The sequence below is a fragment of the Pseudomonas sp. BMW13 genome (assembly GCF_013357275.1).
GTDB classification, from domain to species: Bacteria; Pseudomonadota; Gammaproteobacteria; order Pseudomonadales; family Pseudomonadaceae; genus Aquipseudomonas; species Aquipseudomonas khazarica.
This window is the reverse complement of the sequence record NZ_SUKD01000002.1, coordinates 240,127-260,495: the sequence shown is the minus strand read 5'-3', so window position 1 is coordinate 260,495 and position 20,369 is coordinate 240,127. Positions and strand designations below refer to the sequence as shown.

Below are 20,369 nucleotides of genomic sequence, written 5' to 3'. Positions count from 1 at the left end.
CCCGCTTAGTTACTTCCATGAGCGCTTTCCATGTCCGCCTCACCCGATTTCCCGCGTCTGCAGCTGACGTCCATCAGCAAGCAGTACCCCGGCTGCCTGGCCAACGACCGCGTCGACCTGAGCATCGCCCCCGGCGAGATACGCGCCCTGCTCGGCGAGAATGGTGCCGGCAAGAGCACCCTGATGAAGATCATCTACGGCGTCACCCAGCCCAGCAGCGGCGAGATCCGCTGGCAGGGTGAAGCCTTGACCATGCGCGACCCGGCCATGGCGCGCCGCCTGGGCATCGGCATGGTGTTCCAGCACTTCTCGCTGTTCGAGACCCTGAGCGTGGCCGAGAACATCGCCCTGGCGATGGGCGCCGACGCCGGTACGCCGAAGCAGCTGGAGCCAAGGATTCGCGAGGTATCGCAGCGCTATGGCATGGCGCTGGAACCGACGCGCCTGGTACACAGCCTGTCCATTGGCGAGCGCCAGCGCGTGGAAATCGTCCGTTGCCTGATGCAGGACATCAAGCTGCTGATCCTCGATGAGCCGACGTCGGTGCTCACCCCACAGGAGGCCGACGAGCTGTTCGTCACCCTGCGCCGCCTGGCCGCCGAAGGCTGCAGCATCCTCTTCATCAGCCACAAGCTCGGCGAGGTGCGCGCGCTGTGCCAGAGCGCCACGGTGCTGCGTGGCGGGCGCGTATCCGGCCATTGTGTACCGGCCGAATGCAGCGATCTGCAACTGGCGCGGCTGATGGTCGGCGACGCCGAGGGCCTGGAAAGCAGCTACCCGAAAGTCAGCGGCGGCCTGCCACGCCTGCGCGTGGATGACCTCAGCTGGCACAACCCCGACCCGTTCGGCTGCTCGCTGCAGAACATTCGCCTGGAGGTACGCTGCGGCGAGATCGTCGGCATCGCCGGGGTGGCGGGTAATGGCCAGGACGAGCTGCTCGCCCTGCTCAGCGGCGAAAGCCGCCTGCCCCGTGCCGAGCGCGAACGCATCAGCCTCGATGCGGCGCCTGTGGCCAACCTGTACCCGGACGCACGGCGCCAGCTGGGCCAGGCCTTCGTCCCCGCCGAACGCCTCGGCCACGGCGCGGTGCCGGAGATGAGCCTGGTCGACAACGCGCTGCTCACCGCCTTCGGCCAGGGTCTGGTCAAGGCCGGCCTGGTGCAGCGGGGCAAGGTGCGTGCACTGGCCGAAGAGATCATCCGCCGCTTCGCGGTGAAGACCCCGGATGCCGACACGACCGCGCGCAGCCTGTCCGGTGGCAACCTGCAGAAGTTCATCCTTGGCCGGGAAATCCTGCAACAGCCCAGGCTGCTGATCGCCGCGCACCCGACCTGGGGCGTGGACGTCGGCGCGGCCGCCGCCATCCATCGCGCGCTGATTGCCCTGCGCGATGCCGGCGCGGCGATCCTGGTGATCTCCGAAGACCTCGACGAGCTGTTCCAGATCAGCGACCGCATCGGCGCGCTGTGCAGCGGGCGCCTGTCGCCGCTGAGCGAGACCGCGCAGGTCAGTACCGTGGAAGTCGGCCGCTGGATGGCCGGTGAATTCGATCAACCCGCCGCTGCCGCGGCCTGCTGACGGAGCCGTCATGCTGTTATCCCTGCAACCCCGCGGCCAGGCGTCGCGCCTCATGCTCTGGCTGTCGCCCCTGCTCGCCGCCGTGCTGACCCTGCTCAGCGGCGTGCTGTTGTTCACCCTGCTCGGGCATGACCCGCTGGAGACCCTGCACACCCTGCTGATCGCCCCGCTCAGCGACTGGTATGGCGTGTCCGAGTTGCTGGTCAAGGCGCTGCCGATCCTGCTCTGCGCCCTCGGCCTGGCCGTGGCCTATCAGGCGCGCATCTGGAACATCGGCGCCGAAGGCCAACTGCTGATGGGCGCACTGGCCGGCAGCGCCATGGCCCTGCAACTGATCGACTGGGACAGCCGCTGGGCCTTGGCCTGGGTGGTGCTCGCCGGCACCTGCGCCGGCGCGGCCTGGGCCGGGCTCACCGCGTGGCTGCGCACGCAGTTCAACGCCAACGAGATCCTCACCAGCATCATGCTCAACTACATCGCGTTGAACCTGCTGCTGTTCTTCGTCCACGGCCCGCTGAAGGACCCGGCCGGGTTCAACTTTCCCGAGTCGGCCATGTTCGGCGATGCCAGCCGCCTGCCGCTGCTCAGCGAGGACGGCCGCCTGCACGGCGGCCTGTACCTGGCGCTGCTGGCCCTGGTGGCGGTGTGGGTGCTGCTGCACAGGAGCTTTCTCGGTTTCCAGATCAAGGTGCTCGGCCTCGACAGGCGCGCCGCCGGCTTCGTCGGCTTTCGCGAGAAACGCCTGGTGTGGTTCGCCCTGCTGGTCAGCGGCGCGCTGGCCGGTGTGGCTGGCGTCGGTGAAGTGGCCGGCCCCATCGGCCAGCTGGTGCCGCAGGTTTCCCCCGGCTACGGCTATGCGGCGATCACCGTGGCCTTTCTCGGCCGCCTCAACCCACTCGGCATCGTCGTCGCCAGCCTGCTGATGGCGCTGCTCTACCTGGGCGGCGAAAACGCGCAGATGAACCTCAACCTGCCGCAGGCGATCACCCAGCTGTTCCAGGGGATGATGCTGTTCTACCTGCTGGCCTGCGACGTGTTGATTCTCTACAAGCCACGCTTCGCATGGCGCTTCAGGCTGCAGGCCACAAGCCGCAAGCAGGAGTCCGCCGCGTGACCTACCTCCATCCTTCTTTTTCTTGCCGCTTGCAGCTTGAGGCTTGACGCATATGGATCTCGATCTGTTGACCAATATCTTCTACGCCATGGTGCGCACCGGCACGCCGCTGCTGCTGGTGGCCCTCGGCGAGCTGGTGTGCGAGAAGAGCGGCGTGCTCAACCTCGGCCAGGAAGGCATGATGCTGTTCGGCGCGGTGATCGGTTTCATCGTCGCCCTGAGCACCGGCAGCCTGTGGCTGGGCGTGCTACTGGCGATCGCCGCCGGCATGCTGCTGTCACTGCTGTTCGCCGCCGTGGCGCTGGGCTTCAACGCCAACCAGGTGGCCACCGGCCTGGCGCTGACCATCTTCGGCGTCGGCCTGTCCACCTTCGTCGGCGCCGCCTGGGTCGGCAAGCCGCTGTCCGGTTTCGAGCCCATCGTCATCCCGCTGCTGGCGGACATTCCGCTGGTCGGGCGCATGCTGTTCGCCCAGGACGTGCTGATCTACCTGTCGTTCGCCCTCTTCGCCCTGGTCACCTGGGTGCTGCTGAAAAGCCGCATCGGCCTGATCATCCAGGCTGTCGGCGAAAACCCGGACGCCGCCAGTGCCATGGGCCTGCCGGTGCTGCGCGTGCGCACCCTGGCGGTGCTGTTCGGCGGCGCCATGGCCGGCCTGGCGGGCGGCTACCTGTCGTTGGCCTACACGCCGATGTGGGCGGAGAACATGACCGCCGGCCGTGGCTGGATCGCCCTGGCGCTGGTGGTGTTCGCCAGCTGGCGGGTCCTGCGCGTGCTGCTCGGCGCCTACCTGTTCGGCCTGGCCAGCATCCTCCACCTGGTGGCACAGGGCATCGGCCTGTCGATCCCTTCCAACCTGCTGGCCATGCTGCCCTACGTCGCCACCATCGTGGTGCTGGTGCTGCTCTCGCGCGATGCGATCAAGACCCGGTTGTACGCACCGGTATCGCTGGGCCAGCCCTGGCAGCCGGGACATTGAAACCGATGAATCGCGGCTGAAGCCGCTCCTGCACGAACAACGCATGCCTCTGTAGGAGCGGCTTCAGCCGCGATGCGCTCACAGCCACACCGCGTCCCAGAGCGGGTAATCAGCCACCCGCCTCACCAGTCCGGCCCGGATGGGATTGGCAATCACATAACGCGCGACCGCCCGCACATCCTCTTCTTGCCGCAGAGCCCGATCATGGAAACCGTGCTGCCACAGCGCACCGCTTCGCGACAGACGCTGATTGATCTGCCGCGCGCTGCGGCCTTTAACCCGACGCATCAGCTCATTCAGTGGCATGCGCTCGAGTTGCACCAGCCAGTGCAGGTGATCTGGCATCACGACCCAGGCCAGTGAATGCACCAGACCGATCTCATGAGCCTCACGCAGTTCAGCGACCAGCAGCCGCCCAAGGGTAAGGTCCTTGAACAGGGCTTCGCGCCCCAGCAGCACGCTCGTCAGCAAGTAGATGCGAGCCGGTTCGGAGAATCTCCCACGCCGAAGTGCATCCGCATGCGGTTTACCGGAAAGAAGCATTCCCTTGCCTCCTGAGCTTGACCGACTCTGTATAGCAGCAATCATCGATCGCGGCTGAAGCCGCTCCTACACGAACAGCGCATGCCTCTGTAGGAGCGGCTTCAGCCGCGATGCACTCACAGCCACACCGCGCCCCATGGCGGGTAATCGACAATCCGTGGCATCAGGCCTGCTGCGACCTGACCGGCCACAGCTGTGCGACTGCCCAGGCCAGTTCGAAGAACAGGAAGATCGCGATCAGTGGTGTAGCGCCGTGCACCAGCGCGTAGATCTGCCAGGTGGAGAACAGCACGCGCCCCGCCCCGTCGTAGCGGCCGAATACCGCCTGCGGGTCACGGATGCGCAGCACCGACCAGACGCAGACGATCGAGCCCATGAGGTTGGCCAGCAACAGGTGCATCGGCTCGAACGGCGGCAGCGCGCCGGGCAGGCCAAGGCCCTGGTGCAGGGTCTGCAGCAGGCCGTGCAGGGCCATGAAGCTCCAGGGCGTGACGAAGGCGGCGGTCACCAGCAAGTCATACCAGCCACCGGCGCGTACCAGCCGACGATAGTTTTCGGGCGTCCACATGGGTAATGCTCCAATCATTCAGGGAGCACTCAGGCTAAAGCCTGGAGTATGCTCCAAGGTCAACCCCCACCGAGTGCCGAGCATGCGTATCGGAGAATTGGCCGCAGCCTGTGAAGTGAGCCGTGACACGCTGCGTTTCTACGAACAGCGCGGGCTGATCGCCGCACGCCGCAATGACAACGGTTACCGCGACTACCCGGCCGAAACGGCGCAGCTGGTCACCTATATCCGCACGGCCCAGCGCCTGGGATTCAGCCTCGGCGAGATCGGCAGGCATATCGGCGAGCTGTGGCAGGCCAGTGACCCGGAGCAGGCCGTCACCCGGCTGCTGCAGGACAAGCTGGCGTTGATCGAGCAGCGCATCGAGGAGCTGCAGCACCTGCGCGGCGAGCTTCAGCAGCGCCTGGCCACCACCTGCCCGTTGCGCCGCTGACAGGCGGGACGCATTGCATGCTGACCCGAAAGTCAGCTATCGTCGCCGCACGTCGCGCGCGACGCACCTGGATCAGCAGACAGGGTCAACACTGAGCTGGCTTACCTGAAATCAACCTCAGAGGAGCCACTCAATGGCTGCTACCCGTATCTGGATCAAGACTCCCCTCGCCATCTTCACCGCCAACGACCTGGACGCCAGTGGCGGCCTGGTGGTCGAAAACGGTCGCATCGTCGAACTGCTCGGCGCCGGCCAGCAGCCCGCAGGGCCCTGCCAGCAGGTGTTCGATGCGCGCGAGCACGTCGTGCTGCCCGGCCTGGTCAACACCCACCATCACTTCTACCAGACCCTCACCCGCGCCTGGGCGCCGGTGGTCAACCAGCCGCTGTTTCCCTGGCTGAAGACGCTCTACCCGGTGTGGGCACGCCTCACCCCGGAGAAGCTCGCCCTGGCCAGCAAGGTGGCCCTGGCCGAACTGCTGCTGTCGGGCTGCAGCACGGCGGCCGATCACCACTACCTGTTCCCCGGTGGCCTGGAGAACGCCATCGACGTGCAGGTCGAAGCCGTGCGCGAGCTGGGCATGCGCGCCATGCTCACCCGTGGTTCGATGAGCCTGGGCGAGGCCGATGGCGGCCTGCCGCCGCAGCAGACGGTACAGCAGGGCGAGGTGATCCTGGCGGACAGCCAGCGCCTGATCGGCCAGTATCACGAGCGCGGCGACGGCGCGCAGATCCAGATCGCCCTGGCGCCCTGCTCGCCCTTCTCGGTGACCCAGGACATCATGCGCCAGAGCGCCCAGCTCGCCGATGAGCTGGACGTGCGCCTGCACACCCACCTGGCGGAAACCCTCGACGAGGAAGATTTCTGCCTGCAGCGCTTCGGCCTGCGCACCGTGGACTACCTGGACAGCGTCGGCTGGCTCGGCCCGCGTACCTGGCTGGCCCATGGCATCCACTTCAACCCGGACGAGATCGCCCGCCTCGGCGCCGCCGGCACCGGTATCTGCCATTGCCCCAGCTCCAACATGCGCCTGGCCTCGGGCATCTGCCCCAGCGTGGAACTGGAGGCCGCCGGTGCGCCACTGGGCCTGGGCGTCGACGGCTCGGCCTCCAACGATGCCTCGAACATGATCCTCGAAGCGCGCCAGGCGCTGTATATCCAGCGCCTGCGCTACGGGGCCGAGCAGATCACCCCGCAGCGCGTGCTCGGCTGGGCCAGCAAGGGCTCGGCGCAACTGCTGGGACGCAGCGACATCGGCGAACTGGCAGTGGGCAAGCAGGCCGACCTGGCGCTGTTCAAGCTCGACGAGCTGCGCTTCTCCGGCAGCCATGACCCGCTCTCCGCCCTGCTGCTGTGCGGCGCCGACCGCGCCGACCGGATGATGATCGGCGGCACCTGGCGGGTCGTCGACGGGCAGATCGAAGGCCTGGACGTGGCGCAACTGATCGCCGACCACCGCCAGGCGGCGCGCGAGCTGATCGCCGGCTGACCTCGTCTTCACAGGCGGGATCGCAGCCGGCGATACCCGGCCCTCATACCATGGGGCCAGTCGCGGCTGAAGCCCCTCCCACGCGGCCCCTCCCACAAGAACAGCGCCACCCTGTGGGAGGGGCGTTCGCCACGACCATCGTGTCCTCCATGCGAGGCTGGCGCGACGCACCACAACACGACATGCACGCCTGCCACGCACCAATACGGCTCCGGCGTCGGGCCTGGCGCGCAGGGGAAACGCCACCACCTCCGCTATTTGTCCTGTTGGTCAGCTTTTTGCAGTCATGGGATCAGCCAACCAACGGCCATCCCAATACCAAGACTGGAGCTCCACCCACCATGTTCGAGAAGAGCAAGAAACCGCTGCTGCGCACCCTCGTCGCCGCCCTCGGCTTTGGCGCCATGCTCAGTGCTTCCGCCGCCGATCCGCTGAAGGTCGGCTTCGTCTACATCGGCCCCATCGGCGACCATGGCTGGACCTATCAGCACGAGCAGGGCCGGCAGATGCTGATCAAGGAACTCGGCGACAAGGTCACCACCAGCTTCGTCGAGAATGTGCCGGAAGGCGCCGACGCCGAACGCGTGATTCGCAACATGGCCAAGGGTGGCTTCGACCTGATCTTCACCACCTCCTTCGGCTACATGAACCCGACGATCAAGGTGGCCAAGCAATTCCCCAAGGTGACCTTCGAACACGCCACCGGCTACAAGCAGGACAAGAACGTCGGAACCTACCTGTCGCGCTCCTATGAAGGCCGCTACGTCGGCGGCTTCCTCGCGGCGAAGATGACCAAGACCAAGAAGGTCGGCTATATCGCCTCCTTCCCGATTCCCGAGGTGATCCGCGACATCAACGCCATCCAGCTGGCCCTGGACAAGTACAACCCGGGCACCGAGATCAAGGTGGTGTGGGTCAACACCTGGTTCGATCCGGGCAAGGAATCCGATGCCGCCAACGCGCTGATCGATCAGGGCGTGGACGTGCTGTTCCAGCACACCGACAGCCCGGCGCCGATCCAGACCGCCGAGCGCCGTGGGGTCTACTCCGTGGGCTACGCCTCGGACATGGCCCACTTCGGACCCAAGGCCGTGCTCACCTCCATCGTCAACGACTGGGGCCCGCACTACGTGAAATCCGCCCAGGCGGTGATCGACGGCACCTGGCAACCCCAGGACTTCTGGGGCGGCCTGGCCGAGGACACCATCGAGCTTCCTATCAGTGACCTGGTGCCGGCCGACGTGAAGAGCGAAGCCGAGCAGATCATCGCCGACATCCGCAGCGGCGCGTTCCACCCCTTCACCGGCCCGATCAAGGACCAGAGCGGCGTGGTGCGCATCGCCGAAGGCGTGAGTGCGAGCAACGCCGAGCTGGCGTCGATGAACTACTACGTGGAAAACGTGAAGGCCGAATTGCCCAAGTAAGCACTCGCCACGGCCTGCGGCATCCGCCGCAGGCATCGCGGCCGAGGCAGACACCTCAGCCACGACGACTCGACCATCACCGATGCCGTCCCTGCCGATCTTCGGCAGAACCGCATCCAGGGGATCTCGTACGAGGTCCTTTTTCGCTGCCCTGGGTACGAGAAGACTCGCAGCAACTCCCCGGAGCCTTTATGAACAGCCTGCCCATCATCGATATCGCCCCCCTGTACAGCGACGACGCATCCGCCTGGCCCGCCGTGGCCGAGGCCATCGACCGCGCCTGCCGCGACCGGGGCTTCTTCTACATCGTCGGCCACCCCATCGGCGGCGCGCGCATCGACGCCCTGCTGAGCGCGGCGAAGACCTTCTTTGCCCTGCCTGCCGAAGAGAAACTCAGGATCGACATCACCCAGACCGCTCATCACCGTGGCTACGGCGCGATCGCCACGGAACAGCTCGACCCGAACCAGCCGAGCGACCTGAAGGAAACCTTCGACATGGGCTTCCACATGCCTGCCGACCACCCCGAGGTGCTGGCCGGCAAACCGCTGCGCGGGCCGAACCGTCACCCGGATCTGCCGGGCTGGGCCGCACTGCTGGAGCAACACTACGAGGACATGCAGGACCTGGCCAGAACCCTGCTGCGCGCCATGGCCATGGCCCTGGACATCGACCGGGACTTCTTCGATGCGCGTTTCCACGAGCCGATCAGCGTACTGCGCATGATCCACTACCCACCGCGCCACACCGCCACCAGTGCCGATCAGCAAGGTGCAGGCGCGCACACCGACTACGGCTGCATCACCCTGCTCTACCAGGACGATGCCGGCGGCCTGCAGGTCCGCGCACGCGATGGCGAGTGGATCGACGCCCCGCCGATCGCCGGCAGCTTCGTGGTCAACATCGGCGACATGATGGCGCGCTGGAGCAACGACCGTTACACCTCCACGCCACATCGCGTGATCAGCCCGTTGGGGGTGGACCGCTACTCCATGCCGTTCTTCGCCGAACCGCATCCCGACACGCTGATCGACTGCCTGCCGAACTGCTCCAGCGCGGACAACCCGCCCAGGTATTCGCCGGTGACCAGCGCCGAGTACCTGCTGTCGCGCTTCGCCGATACCTATGCCTACCGGCGGGAAGAGGCATAGGGCTGGTTGCGTCGCTGGGTGGATGACGCTCTTCTCATCCACCGTTGCGGCAGCGGAACCTGTGCATCGGTGGACATGCAGTGCGATGTCCACCCTACGAGTGGATGACCTGCAAAGCGAATTCATTCGCGATGGCTACAGGATCGCCGCCCGCGAACAAATCCTCTGGCGGCATGACTGCGTAGGGTGGATGACGCTCTTCTCATCCACCGTTGAGGCAGCGGAACCTGCGCATCGGCGGACATGCAGAGCGATGTCCACCCTGCGTATGGATGACCTGTGGGAGGGGCTTTAGCCGCGACAGCCGACGGTCGGTCTGTCGCGGCTAAAGCGGATCGCCGCCCGGCCCTCCACACAGCAAATTCCTGTCCCTGCGGTTAAACTTTACGACTACCTCAAGCCTGACCACGAGATCCGACCATGCCCGAATGGCTCAATGCCCTGCCCAAGGCCGAACTGCACCTGCACCTGGAGGGCTCGCTGGAGCCGGAACTGCTGTTCGCCCTGGCCGAACGCAACCAGATCGCCCTGCCCTGGAGCGATGTCGAGGCCCTGCGTGCGGCCTACGCGTTCAACAACCTGCAGGAGTTTCTCGATCTGTATTACGCCGGCGCCAACGTCCTGCGTACCGAGCAGGACTTCTACGACCTGACCTGGGCCTACCTGCAACGCTGCAAGGCGCAGAACGTCATCCATGTCGAACCCTTCTTCGATCCGCAGACCCACACCGACCGGGGCATTCCCTTCGAAGTGGTGTTGCGCGGCATCCAGCAGGCGCTGCGCGACGGCGAGCAGCAACTGGGTATCAGCCACGGCCTGATCCTCAGTTTCCTGCGCCACCTGCCCGAGGACGAAGCGTTCAAGACCCTGGAACAGGCGATGCCGTTCCGCGACGCCTTCATCGGCGTCGGCCTCGACAGTTCGGAAAAGGGCTTCCCGCCGCGCCTGTTCGAGCGGGTGTTCGCCAAGGCACGCAGCGAGGGCCTGCATGCGGTGGCACATGCCGGCGAGGAAGGGCCGCCCGAGTACATCTGGGAGGCGCTGGACCTGCTCAAGATCAAGCGAATCGACCACGGCGTACGCGCCATCGAGGACGAACGCCTGATGCAGCGCATCATCGACGAGCAGATCCCGCTGACCGTCTGCCCGCTGTCCAACATCAAGCTGTGCGTGTTCGAGCACATGGGCCAGCACAACATCCTGGAGATGCTCGAGCGCGGCGTGAAGGTGACGGTCAACTCGGATGATCCCGCCTATTTCGGCGGCTATGTCGGCGAGAACTTCGCCGCCCTGCATGAACACCTGGGCATGACCGAAGCGCAGGCCCAGCGCCTGGCGCAGAACAGCCTGGATGCGCGCCTGGCCTGAGCAAGAGCGTCGCCGCTGAAGCGCCTCTCACAACCGTGGGAGGGGCTTTAGCCGCGACCATAGGTTCAGTGCTCGTCCAGCTTGCGGCGCCTGCCGGTCACCATCGACAACGGCAGGTTGTCGCGCAACCGGTAGCTCTCGAACAGCGCGGCGGCGACATGCAATCCAACCAGTGCCATCAGGGCATTGGCACAAAGTTCATGGATTTCCAGCGGCAGGTCGGCGCCCCAGAAGTAGTCGACCTCCTCCATCAGAAAGCCGGTCACACCCAGGCCGAGCATCAGCGCCATCATCAGGATCATAACCAACGCCCCCAGCGGCGAATGCCCCAGGCGGTGATACGCTCGCCCGGACAGCAGCGCCCGCAGGTGCTCGCCCAGACGTGCAGGGGTTGGCCAGAAATCCGCCCAGCGCGCCGCCGGCGTACCGACGAAGCCCCACACCAGACGGATCGCCAGCCAGGCCACGGCGTAGTAACCGAACCAGCGGTGCCAGTTCTCGCCTTCCTCGGTGAAGAAGTAGTTGGCCAGGAACGCGCCGGCCAGGGACCAGTGAAACAGGCGCACCACCGGGTCCCACAGGCGCACGGTCGCGCGGTTCATCAGCCTTCCACGTTGCTCTTGACCGGCTTGCCGCTGACCGGGTCGAAGTAGATTTCGACCTTCTTGCCGGCCTTGTCGAAGCCATAGATCTCGTAGCAGTTGCCGCTGGTGACCTTGAATTTCTTGATCTGGTAGCCCTCGGCCTTCAGCTCGCTCTGGAACTTGTCCTGGTCCTGCCACTGCGCCTGGTCAACGTTGGTGCATTGCGTGGCGGCGAAGCTTGCCGGGGCGGCCAGCAGCAGGGAAAGCAGAAACATCTGGTTCATCGTGTCGTCCTCGAAGCAGTGGAAAGTTGTTTGCTGCGGGGAGGCACTATCACGCCTGAACCTTAAGGCTGTATTAGCGCGCAGCGGGCTGTGCACACGATTCGTGGAGGTTGGCTCCACGGCGAGGTGGTTGATGACGAACGCCCCTCGGCCAATTCTTGGCCTGGGCGCTCGCCCCTTCTTCCACAACACGAGCCGTGACCATGAGCCAGCCAAGAACCCTGTACGACAAACACATCGACTCCCACACCGTCTGTACCCTGGATGATGCCGGGCATGTGCTGCTGTACATCGACCGCCAGGTGCTCAACGAGTACACCAGCCCGCAGGCATTCAGCGGTCTGCGCGAGTCGGGCCGGCCCGTCTGGCGCCCCGGCGCGCACCTGGCCGTGGTCGATCACGTCAACCCGACCGCTGCCAGCCGCACGAGCGAGATCGCCGACGCCGGTGGCGCGCGCCAGGTTGCCTATCTGGCGGAGAACTGCCGCGACTTCGCCATCGAACTGTTCGACCTGCTCGACCGCCGCCAGGGCATCGAACATGTGGTGGCCCCCGAGCAGGGCTTCATCCTGCCCGGCATGGTGGTCGCCGCCGGCGACAGCCACACCACCACCTACGGCGCCCTCGGTGCTTTCGGCTTCGGCATCGGCACGTCGCAGATCGAACATCTGCTGGCCTCGCAGACCCTGGTCTACAAGCGCCTGCAGAGCATGCGCGTCCGCGTCGACGGCAAACTGCGAGCCGGTGTGGTCTCCAAGGACATCATCATGGCGCTGATCGCGCGAATCGGCGCCTCCGGTGCCACCGGCTATGCCGTGGAGTTCTGCGGTGAAGCCATCGATGCCCTGAGCGTCGAGGCACGCATGACAGTGTGCAACATGGCCGTCGAAGCAGGTGCGCGCGGCGCGTTCATGGCACCGGACCAGAAGGTCTTCGACTATCTGGCGAACAGGCCGATGGCCCCCAAGGGCGAACGCTGGCAACAGGCACTGAGCCACTGGCGCCAGTTGCAGAGCGACCCTGGCGCGCAGTTCGACCGTGAAGTCCACATCGACGCATCGCAGCTGCAGCCCATGGTCACCTGGGGCACCAGCCCGGATCAGGCACTCGCCATCGACGGCCGCATACCGACGCCAGGCGAGCAGACGGACCCCATCCTGCGCCAGGACATGCAACGCGCCCTCGATTACATGGGACTGCAAGCCGGGCAGGCGCTGCAGGGCATCCGCATCGACCATGCGTTCATCGGCTCCTGCACCAACGCGCGCATCGAGGATCTCCGCCAGGTCGCCGAGGTGATCGGCAGGCGCCAGGTCGCCAGTCATGTGCGCGCGATGATTGTTCCTGGCTCCACCGCCGTACGCGAGCAGGCCGAGGCCGAAGGCCTGGCCAGGCAGTTCATCGAAGCCGGCTTCGAGTGGCGGCAGTCCGGCTGCTCCATGTGCCTGGCGATGAACGACGACGTGCTGCCAGCAGGCGCACGCTGTGCGTCCAGCACCAACCGCAATTTCGAGGGACGCCAGGGAGCGGGAGCCCGCACCCACCTGATGAGTCCGGCCATGGTCGCAGCCGCTGCGATTGCCGGACACCTGACCGATATCCGTTCACTCTGACCCACGAGGTTCGCATGCAAGCCTTCACTCTCGTCAGCGGCAAGGCCGCTGCGCTGCCAGCAGCCAACATCGACACCGACGTGATCATGCCCAAGCAGTTCCTCAAGGGCATCGACCGCAACGGCCTGGATCGCGGTCTGTTCTTCGACCTGCGTTTCCTTGCCGATGGCAGCCCCAATTCGGCATTCATCCTCAACCATCCGCAGTGGCAAGGCGCCTGCTTCCTGGTCGTGGGGCCGAACTTCGGCTGTGGCTCCAGCCGCGAGCATGCCGTGTGGGGGCTCAGGCAACTGGGGATTCGCGCCCTGATCGGCAGCAGCTTCGCCGGCATCTTCCATGACAACTGCCAGCGCAACGGCGTGCTGACCATCAGCCTGCCGGTGCCGCAGGTGAACGAACTGAGCCGCCGGGTCAGCCAGGCCGAGCACAACCACCTCGACATCGACCTGGCCAGCCAGACCATCGCGCTCGGCGATGGCCGAGCCCTCGCGTTCGACATCGACCCGCTGCGCAAGCAGGCCTTGCTGCTGGGCCTGGACGCCATTGGCAGCACCCTGCAGCGCGCCGAACGGATTCGTCAGTTCGAACGCGATCATCTGCAGGCAAATCCCTGGTTGGCCTGAGCGCAAGCCAGGGACAGGACCCTACGACGCTCGCGTCGTAGGGGGGCAGGTCAGGAATAGAGAAACGCCAGCACTTCCTCGAGCAGCACCTGCGGCACTTCTTCGGCGATGTAGTGCCCGCAGGGCAGCGCCTTGCCATGGACGTCCGCCGCGATCCGGCGCCACTCCTGCAACGGGTCGAAGCAGCGGCCAACGGTGCCTTCCGCGCCCCACAAGGCCAGCAGCGGCACACTCAGCTTGCGCCCGGCCTGCACATCGGCGCGATCATGTTCCAGGTCGATGCCGGCGCTGGCGCGGTAGTCCTCGCACAGACCATGGGCAGTCCCCGGCAGGCTCAGGCAACGCAGATACTCGGCCAGCGCCTCGTCGGTGAAGGGTTTCATCCCGGCGCTACGCGCGCCCATCACGCTGCGCAGGTACAGTTCCGGGTTGGCTTCGATCAGGGTTTCCGGCAACGGCGCCGGGCGGATCAGGAAGAACCAGTGCCAGTAGGCACGCGCGAACGCCTCGCTGGTCTGTTCGTACATTGCCAGCGTCGGGGCGATATCCAGCGTGATCAGATGCTTCACAGCCTCGGGATGATCCTGTGCCAGGCGATGAGCGACGCGTGCGCCGCGATCATGTGCCAGGACATCGAAGCGAGAGAAACCGAGCGCCTTCATCAGCTCCAGCATGTCCAGCGCCATCTGCCGCTTGCTGTAGGCTTCATGCCGTTCGCCACCGGCCGGCTTCGCGCTGTCGCCATAGCCACGCAGGTCCGCAGCTACCACCGTGAAGTGCCTGGCCAGCGGTTCGGCTACCTTGTGCCACATCGCGTGAGTCTGGGGATGACCATGCAGCAGCAACAACGCCTGCCCGCTGCCCCCTTTGCGATAGTGGATGCGTATGCCATTGACCTGGCACTGGCCTGTCTCGAAGGACGCGAACATGAGGCGAGTCTCCTTAACTGAACTGGGGAGCCTACATGCTAGGCCGCACGGCTCGGGCCACTAAGGTGCAAAGCGTGGCGGCGCCCTTCATGAATCGTGGCCAAATACCGGCAGCGCAGCCAGGTACTGCTCGAGAAACTCCACGCAGGCACGCAACCTGGCCGAATGGGCCAAGCGGGTCGGATACACGGCCCAGACATTGGCGCTCTGACGGTACTCCGGCAACACCTGCACCAGTGCGCCACTGGCCAGCAGCGGCTGCACTTCCCACTGCGAGCGCAGCATGATGCCGCGATCGGCCAGGGCCCAGGCCAGCACCACCTCACCACTGTTGGAGGACAGCGGCCCGTCGACCCGCACCGAATGCGCCTGCCCATGCCGCTCCAGGTGCCAGATGCCGAATGGATAGTCGCGCTCCTTGATCACCAGACAGTCGTGGGACTGCAGATCCTCCAGTTCCTGCGGACAGCCCTGGCGCTGCAGGTACGCAGGAGAGGCGCACAACACGCGACCGTTGTCCGCCAGGCGTCGTCCGATGCACTGCCCCGGCAGGTCGTCACCGACGAGGATCTCCAGGTCGATGCCCTCGGCGACGATGTCCACCACCCGGTCGAACAGTTCGAGGCGAACGTTCAACTCGGGGTAGAGCTCGACCAGTCGCGCCAGCGCCGGCGCCAGGTGACTGCGGCCAAAGCCGAGGCTGCTGCTGATGCGCAACAGCCCTCGCGGCGTCTGCCGGGCCACGGACAGCTCATCGAACAACTCGTCCACATCGGCGAGGATGCGCAGCGCCCAGCGCTGGGTACGCTCGCCATCCTCGGTCAGCGCAACGCGCCGGGTGGTGCGATGCAGCAGGCGGGTGCCGAGGGTTGTTTCGAGGATCTGGATGCGCTTGCTGACGTATGCGGGCGACAAGCCGAGCTCCTCGGCCGCAGCCGCGAAGCTCTTCTTGCGAATGACGGTGAGGAAGACCCGCAGGTCCTCCGGCAAAGGGAAAGCGTCTCGTGCGCCACTCATGCAGCCTATCCACGGCAGGACAAAGTGGCAGGATACGGCGGCCAGGCAGCGAGGGTAACCCCATCCGGCCGCCGCCGTACGAGCAACTCAGAAGTCGTAATCGACCTTGGCCCAGAAGGTACGCCCCGGCTCGTCGATACGGGTGTCGCCGGGGAAGCCGAATCCGGCGTTGCCAGCCAGGTTGAGGTGCTCGGCGTAGCGCTTGTCGAACAGGTTGTCGACGCCGGCACTGAGCTTGACCTCGGAGGTCAGGCGATAGGCGCCGTTGAGCGAGAACACGCCGAAGCCGGCGCTCTCGTCGAGGTCCTGTCCCACCACATTGCCCCGCCCCTCGGCGATGCGCCCCTGGCCATCGACCACGCGCCACAGCGCGCCGACGCTCCAGTCGTCGCGCTGGTAGCTCAGTCCCAGGCGCACCTCCAGCGGCGGCATCTGCGGCAGCGCCTCGTCGTCACTGCTGTTCTTGCCCCAGGCATAGGCCAGGGTCGCGTCAGCCTTCCAGTTGCTCGCGAAGCTGTAGGCCACGCCCAGCTCGCCACCCATGATGCGTGCATCGACGTTGTCGGCACGGGTGTTCATGCCCCGGTAGTCGAACAGGATGTAGTCGCGAACCTGCCCGGCATAGGCCGAGGCCCAGGCTTGCAGCGCGTCGTTCTGGTACTGGATGCCGACATCCAGCTGGGTGGTCTTCTCCGGCTTGATGCCATCGAAGGCGTTGTCCGCGCCGGCCGGACCATTGAGCCCGGCGGAGAACAGTTCCCAGTAATCGGGGAAACGCTGCACGTGGCCGATGCCGGCATAGACGGTGGTCGGTGAACCGGCCAGGTCATGCTCGTACCGCACGAAACCGCTGGGCAGGGTGTCGGCCCGGGTCTCCCCCGCCGTCGGGTTGGCCGTGCTCATGCCCATCATGCTGCTGAAGCGCTGGCGGAAATCCTTCGCCGAGGCGCGGTCGAGGCGGGCACCGGAGATCAGCCGATCACGCTCGGCCAGATTCCAGGTGGCCTCCGCGAACACGCCGTAGTTGTGCATCAGCGCATCCTTGTTCCACGGGTAGCGATCGGCATCGGTGTAGCCGCTCATCATGCTGTAGCTGGAACGACGCGCGCGGTGCTCGCTGCGCTGGGCATCGACGCCGGTGATCAGCTCGAGTTCGTCCCAGCGCCAGGTGGCGGCCAGGCGCGCACCGAGGGTGCGGCGGTCGACCTGCGAGGCCATCGGCATGGCCATCATGCTGCTCGGGTCCGGCACGCGCAGGCGAAAGTTGTCCATGATGTGGTCGGCATAGTTGTAGTAGACCTTGGCCTCCACCTTATCCAGCACGTCACCGAGGTTGCTGCGTTCGATGCGCAGGCCGAGACTCTCGCGCTTGAACTGGGTGCCATCCATGCCTCGCCCGGCGTAGCGCGCCTCGCCATCGCCACGCCCGGCGGTGAGTTCGATCAGGCTGTCGTCATCCGGCGTCCAGCCCAGTGCCACATCGCCGTTCCACTTGTCCCAGCGCGAGGGGACGGTGTCGCCATTGCCGTTGTCGTAATCGTCCGAATGCGAGCGGTTGCCGGTGAACCGCAGGTAGCCCTGTGCGCCACCGACGGCGCCGTCGAGCGCCTGGTCGAAACGACCGTTGGAGCCGGCCAGCACGCTGGCATGCAGGCGCGCGCCCAGCTCGCCGAAACGCTCCGGCTCACGGTCGAAACGCACTACGCCCGCCGATGCACCGGGGCCCCAGATCACGGTCTGCGGGCCCTTGGTCACGGTCAGCAGGTCGAAGGTTTCCGGCGCGATGTAGGAACTGGGTGCATCCATCCGCCCCGGACAGGCTCCGATCATCTGCCCACCGTCGGTGAGCAGCAGCAGACGCGAACCGAACAACCCGCGCAACACCGGATCACTGTTGCTGCCGCCGCTGCGGATGGCGGAGAAACCGGGGATGGTCTTGAGATAGTCGGCGGCATCGCTGGCCGGCACCGGCTGGCGCGGGTCCTTGGGATCGGCCACGACGGTCAGAGGCGAGCTTTGCTGGATCGCCGTGATCACGCTGGGCGGCAGTTCATGCACAGCCTCCTCGGCATGAGCGGCAGCGATGGAACACAGGCCACAGGCGATGGCCAGGGCGGACAGGGGAAAACGAACGCGCACGGAAGCGGCGCCCGGAACGAAGGAAGCGGACATGCGGATACCTGAAAGTCGGTTTGCGAAGAGACCCGGCAAGGGTCTCGATAGCCAATGGATGACCTCAGATCGGCATCGGCGGCGCGCGTGACAACGCATCAGGGAAGTGCGCACTGGCCCGTGGCGGAGCCGGCCACTTGACGGTGGCCGGTTGCGCCAGCGGCAATCGCCCGAGCAGCGGCCAGGCGCCATCGGCCAGCACCGGACAGTGCGAGAACAGCGAACAGTAGCCACAGGCATCGGCCTGCAGGACGGGCCGATGAGCCTCGACGGTCGCCGGCGCGCTGCCGGCTCCGTCATGACAGGCGAGTTCGTTCAGCCAGCGCCAGTCGGCCGGCTCGGCACGCAGTTGCGACGCCACGGGCGCCAGAACGATGAGGACGAACGCCAGCAGCCCGAGCCGGGCGGCGAGGTTTCGTCTGCGTGCCGTGAACAGCATCAGTGCTGGTGTTCGCCTTCGCCATGACCCGCAGCGTGGTCATGGGCGGCCGGTGCATCCTTCTGCACCGCGACTTCGACTTCGACATCGCCGGCCTTCTCGAAGGTCATGGTCAGCGGGAAGCGTTCACCGTCCTTGGCCTGCTGCTGCAGGTTGAACAGCATGACGTGGTAGCCCATGGGCTCGAACTTCACCTCGCCACCGGCGGGGATGGCCACGTCCTGCACCTGCTGCATCTTCATCACGCCATCGGCATGCAGGTGTTCATGCAGCTCGGCCTTGCCGGCGACCGGGGTGCTGACGCGGATCAGGCGGTCGGCTTCGCCGCCCTTGTTGTGCACCACGAAGTACGCCGCGGCGGTCGGTGCCACCGGCGGCATTTCGCGCGACCAGGGGTGGTCGATATGCAGTTGGCCGACCTCGTACTCGTGAGCTTGAGCGAACAGCGCCGGCAGCAACAGCGTCAGGCCGAGCAGGGTTTTCTTCAGGGTCATGGTATTACCTCCGGGTTTGAAATCGAATCATGGGTCAAGGGTACAACGTGTCACGGCGGCCAGCGCTGCGCGCAGGCCGAGCTCTGCTCGGCGACGGTCGCGGACGACGACGCAGGCGACGCCAGCCCAGCAGCGTACCGCTGAGACAGATGAGCAGGCCGCCCAGGCTCGCCAGCCACATCCAGCCATCCCACAGCGGCCGGTTCTGCAACAGCGGCAACCAGTCCCAGCTGTGCAACAGGGCGAACAACCAGCGCGACGTGCGCTGATCTGCGTCGAGCCGGCCCACTACCGATCCCGTGCGCGGATCGAGGTGCAGCCAGGTCTGTGCCGGGTCGTCGAAACGTACCCGCAGGACCGGCAACGGTCGCTCCAGATGACCGAGCATGCTGTGCTCGGCGCGGGCGTAGTAGTAGAAGTCGTAGGCGTTCAGGCGCTCGACCTGCAACCGCTCCTGCGGGCGGATCGCCTGCGCGGCGCGCAGCAGTTCCGCGTCCGTCAGGCCGTGCAGCAGCGTGCCGTCACCCTCCGCCGGCAGCAGCGCCGTAGCGCCACTGGCATCGACACCCTGCAGATAGGCGCGCCCACCGACCAGACGCCAGTGCAGCTCACGTGCGTTCAGCCCCGCCTCGCGCAGGCGCACGATGGCCTGCTGCGCAGGTAGCGGGAACGCCTCGGCACGCAGCTCTGCGCCCTGGTAAGCGGCCATGTCGAGCGGCGTGGGCGTAGTGAACAGGCGCCAGGGGTTCATGGACATCAGGCCACTGAATATCCAGGTCAGCACCAGCGCGCCGAACGCCAGGCCGCCGATATGGTGCCAGCGGGCCAGCCCCCGATAGGGGCTGCGCGCGCCACTGCGATAGGGCTTGGCGAAACGCCAGCGCAGCAGGCCCACGACGATGCCCAGCAGGGTCATCAGCGTGGCTGCCAGCGACAGGTAGATGACGATGTCGCCCCACCAGCGATCCAGCGTCCCGCCACGTAGCGGATACAGCCAGTGCAGCCAGGCGCCCAGCCAGTTCCAGCTGCGTTCGCTGGCCGTCGCATCACGCACCACCTCACCACTGTGGCTGGAAACGTAGAGCAGCGTGCCATCGTCCAGTTCGACACGATGCAATGGGCGGTCCGCATCCAGCGCCCGGGAGTGGGTCCAGGCGTCCTCGTCCACCAGCCCCTGGTAGGAGGCGCCACGTCCGGGGGCGAACTGCCGCGCCGCAGCCCGTGCAGCCTGTTCGTCGACGCCCGCCAGGCGCTGGCCGCTGCGCGCATCGACAGCCAGCACCCGCTGGCCATAGCGCAGCAGGTAGCGGGGCTGGCCAGCGACGGTGGTCAGGCGCACGGCCGCCGGTGCCTGCCGTTCATCGGCGGCTGCCAGCACCTGCGCCAGGAGCACGCAGCAGTCCTCGGCGGACAACGCCGGCAGCTGCGCCAGGTGCTCGCGCGGGGTCAGCTTGGGATAGCCCACGTATATCATCACCAGCCCGGAGACGAACCACAGCGCCATCAGCAGGCACAGACCGATGCCCAGCCAGCGATGCCACAGGTAGAGGTAGCGTTTCATGGCTGC

20 protein-coding genes are annotated in these 20,369 nt (G+C 66.2%); 10 read left to right on the top strand and 10 right to left on the bottom strand.

Annotated elements, in window-relative coordinates; genetic code table 11:
• Nucleotides 1-30 precede the first annotated feature (30 nt).
• The 3 genes from E4487_RS02305 to E4487_RS02295 are packed head-to-tail and all read left to right on the top strand — an operon-like array spanning nt 31 to nt 3,671.
• Complete coding sequence (locus tag E4487_RS02305; RefSeq protein WP_175252650.1) at nt 31-1,578, top strand: ABC transporter ATP-binding protein; 1,548 nt, start codon at nt 31-33, stop codon at nt 1,576-1,578.
• Between the two features lie 10 nt (nt 1,579-1,588).
• The gene (locus tag E4487_RS02300) at nt 1,589-2,692 is read left to right on the top strand and encodes an ABC transporter permease (RefSeq protein ID WP_175252649.1); all 1,104 of its coding nucleotides are present in this window, start codon (nt 1,589-1,591) and stop codon (nt 2,690-2,692) included.
• 52 nt (nt 2,693-2,744) lie between these two features.
• Nucleotides 2,745-3,671, top strand: a complete 927-nt coding sequence (locus E4487_RS02295) for an ABC transporter permease (RefSeq protein WP_037051002.1) — start codon at nt 2,745-2,747, stop codon at nt 3,669-3,671.
• A gap of 78 nt (nt 3,672-3,749) precedes the next feature.
• Here the strand turns inward: E4487_RS02295 and E4487_RS02290 are convergent, their stop codons facing one another.
• Together E4487_RS02290 and E4487_RS02285 are read right to left on the bottom strand one after the other, a co-directional pair.
• The gene (locus E4487_RS02290; protein ID WP_037051007.1) at nt 3,750-4,214 is read right to left on the bottom strand and encodes a transposase; all 465 of its coding nucleotides are present in this window, start codon (nt 4,212-4,214) and stop codon (nt 3,750-3,752) included.
• Between the two features lie 163 nt (nt 4,215-4,377).
• Nucleotides 4,378-4,782 carry a hypothetical protein gene (locus E4487_RS02285; RefSeq protein ID WP_175252648.1) on the bottom strand — a complete coding sequence of 135 codons (405 nt, stop codon included), beginning with the start codon at nt 4,780-4,782 and terminating at the stop codon, nt 4,378-4,380.
• A gap of 82 nt (nt 4,783-4,864) precedes the next feature.
• On the opposite strand from E4487_RS02285, the gene E4487_RS02280 reads away from it, so the two are divergent.
• From E4487_RS02280 to E4487_RS02260, 5 genes are all read left to right on the top strand, one after another.
• On the top strand, nt 4,865-5,215 hold the full coding sequence (locus E4487_RS02280; RefSeq protein ID WP_175252647.1) for a MerR family transcriptional regulator: 351 nt from the start codon (nt 4,865-4,867) through the stop codon (nt 5,213-5,215).
• A gap of 133 nt (nt 5,216-5,348) precedes the next feature.
• The gene (locus E4487_RS02275) at nt 5,349-6,704 is read left to right on the top strand and encodes an 8-oxoguanine deaminase (RefSeq protein ID WP_175252646.1); all 1,356 of its coding nucleotides are present in this window, start codon (nt 5,349-5,351) and stop codon (nt 6,702-6,704) included.
• Nucleotides 6,705-7,045: 341 nt separating this feature from the next.
• Nucleotides 7,046-8,128, top strand: coding sequence for a BMP family ABC transporter substrate-binding protein (locus E4487_RS02270; protein ID WP_037051012.1), 1,083 nt, complete (start codon nt 7,046-7,048; stop codon nt 8,126-8,128).
• Between the two features lie 191 nt (nt 8,129-8,319).
• The gene (locus E4487_RS02265) at nt 8,320-9,279 is read left to right on the top strand and encodes a 2-oxoglutarate and iron-dependent oxygenase domain-containing protein (protein WP_152489580.1); all 960 of its coding nucleotides are present in this window, start codon (nt 8,320-8,322) and stop codon (nt 9,277-9,279) included.
• A 420-nt stretch (nt 9,280-9,699) separates the two neighbouring features.
• Nucleotides 9,700-10,647: an adenosine deaminase gene (locus tag E4487_RS02260; RefSeq protein WP_150606550.1), complete on the top strand. Its 948-nt coding sequence runs from the start codon at nt 9,700-9,702 to the stop codon at nt 10,645-10,647.
• A 65-nt stretch (nt 10,648-10,712) separates the two neighbouring features.
• Here the strand turns inward: E4487_RS02260 and E4487_RS02255 are convergent, their stop codons facing one another.
• Nucleotides 10,713-11,249, bottom strand: a complete 537-nt coding sequence (locus tag E4487_RS02255) for a cytochrome b/b6 domain-containing protein (protein WP_175252645.1) — start codon at nt 11,247-11,249, stop codon at nt 10,713-10,715.
• Nucleotides 11,249-11,515 (bottom strand): PepSY domain-containing protein, encoded by a 267-nt coding sequence (locus E4487_RS02250; RefSeq protein ID WP_037051020.1) that lies wholly within the window; start codon nt 11,513-11,515, stop codon nt 11,249-11,251. Before E4487_RS02250 ends, E4487_RS02255 begins: the two co-directional genes overlap by 1 nt.
• 203 nt (nt 11,516-11,718) lie before the next feature.
• Between E4487_RS02250 and leuC the strand changes: the two genes are divergently transcribed.
• Together leuC and leuD are read left to right on the top strand one after the other, a co-directional pair.
• Nucleotides 11,719-13,128, top strand: coding sequence for a 3-isopropylmalate dehydratase large subunit (leuC, locus tag E4487_RS02245; RefSeq protein WP_175252644.1), 1,410 nt, complete (start codon nt 11,719-11,721; stop codon nt 13,126-13,128).
• Nucleotides 13,129-13,142: 14 nt separating this feature from the next.
• A complete protein-coding gene (gene leuD / locus E4487_RS02240) occupies nt 13,143-13,751 on the top strand; it encodes a 3-isopropylmalate dehydratase small subunit (protein ID WP_175252643.1) in 609 nt (202 codons plus the stop codon).
• Between the two features lie 50 nt (nt 13,752-13,801).
• Here the strand turns inward: leuD and E4487_RS02235 are convergent, their stop codons facing one another.
• From E4487_RS02235 to E4487_RS02210, 6 genes are all read right to left on the bottom strand, one after another.
• On the bottom strand, nt 13,802-14,680 hold the full coding sequence (locus E4487_RS02235; protein WP_175252642.1) for an alpha/beta fold hydrolase: 879 nt from the start codon (nt 14,678-14,680) through the stop codon (nt 13,802-13,804).
• A gap of 87 nt (nt 14,681-14,767) precedes the next feature.
• On the bottom strand, nt 14,768-15,697 hold the full coding sequence (locus E4487_RS02230) for a LysR substrate-binding domain-containing protein (RefSeq protein ID WP_051800567.1): 930 nt from the start codon (nt 15,695-15,697) through the stop codon (nt 14,768-14,770).
• An 87-nt stretch (nt 15,698-15,784) separates the two neighbouring features.
• A complete protein-coding gene (locus E4487_RS02225; RefSeq protein WP_175252641.1) occupies nt 15,785-17,869 on the bottom strand; it encodes a TonB-dependent copper receptor in 2,085 nt (694 codons plus the stop codon).
• Between the two features lie 64 nt (nt 17,870-17,933).
• Entirely contained in the window at nt 17,934-18,308 is a 375-nt protein-coding gene (locus tag E4487_RS02220) for a DUF2946 domain-containing protein (protein WP_152489586.1), read from the bottom strand.
• Complete coding sequence (locus E4487_RS02215) at nt 18,308-18,802, bottom strand: copper chaperone PCu(A)C (protein ID WP_175252640.1); 495 nt, start codon at nt 18,800-18,802, stop codon at nt 18,308-18,310. The genes E4487_RS02220 and E4487_RS02215 overlap by 1 nt, the downstream gene beginning before the upstream one ends.
• Nucleotides 18,803-18,836: 34 nt before the next feature.
• Nucleotides 18,837-20,363, bottom strand: coding sequence for a PepSY domain-containing protein (locus E4487_RS02210; RefSeq protein ID WP_175252639.1), 1,527 nt, complete (start codon nt 20,361-20,363; stop codon nt 18,837-18,839).
• Nucleotides 20,364-20,369: the final 6 nt, after the last annotated feature.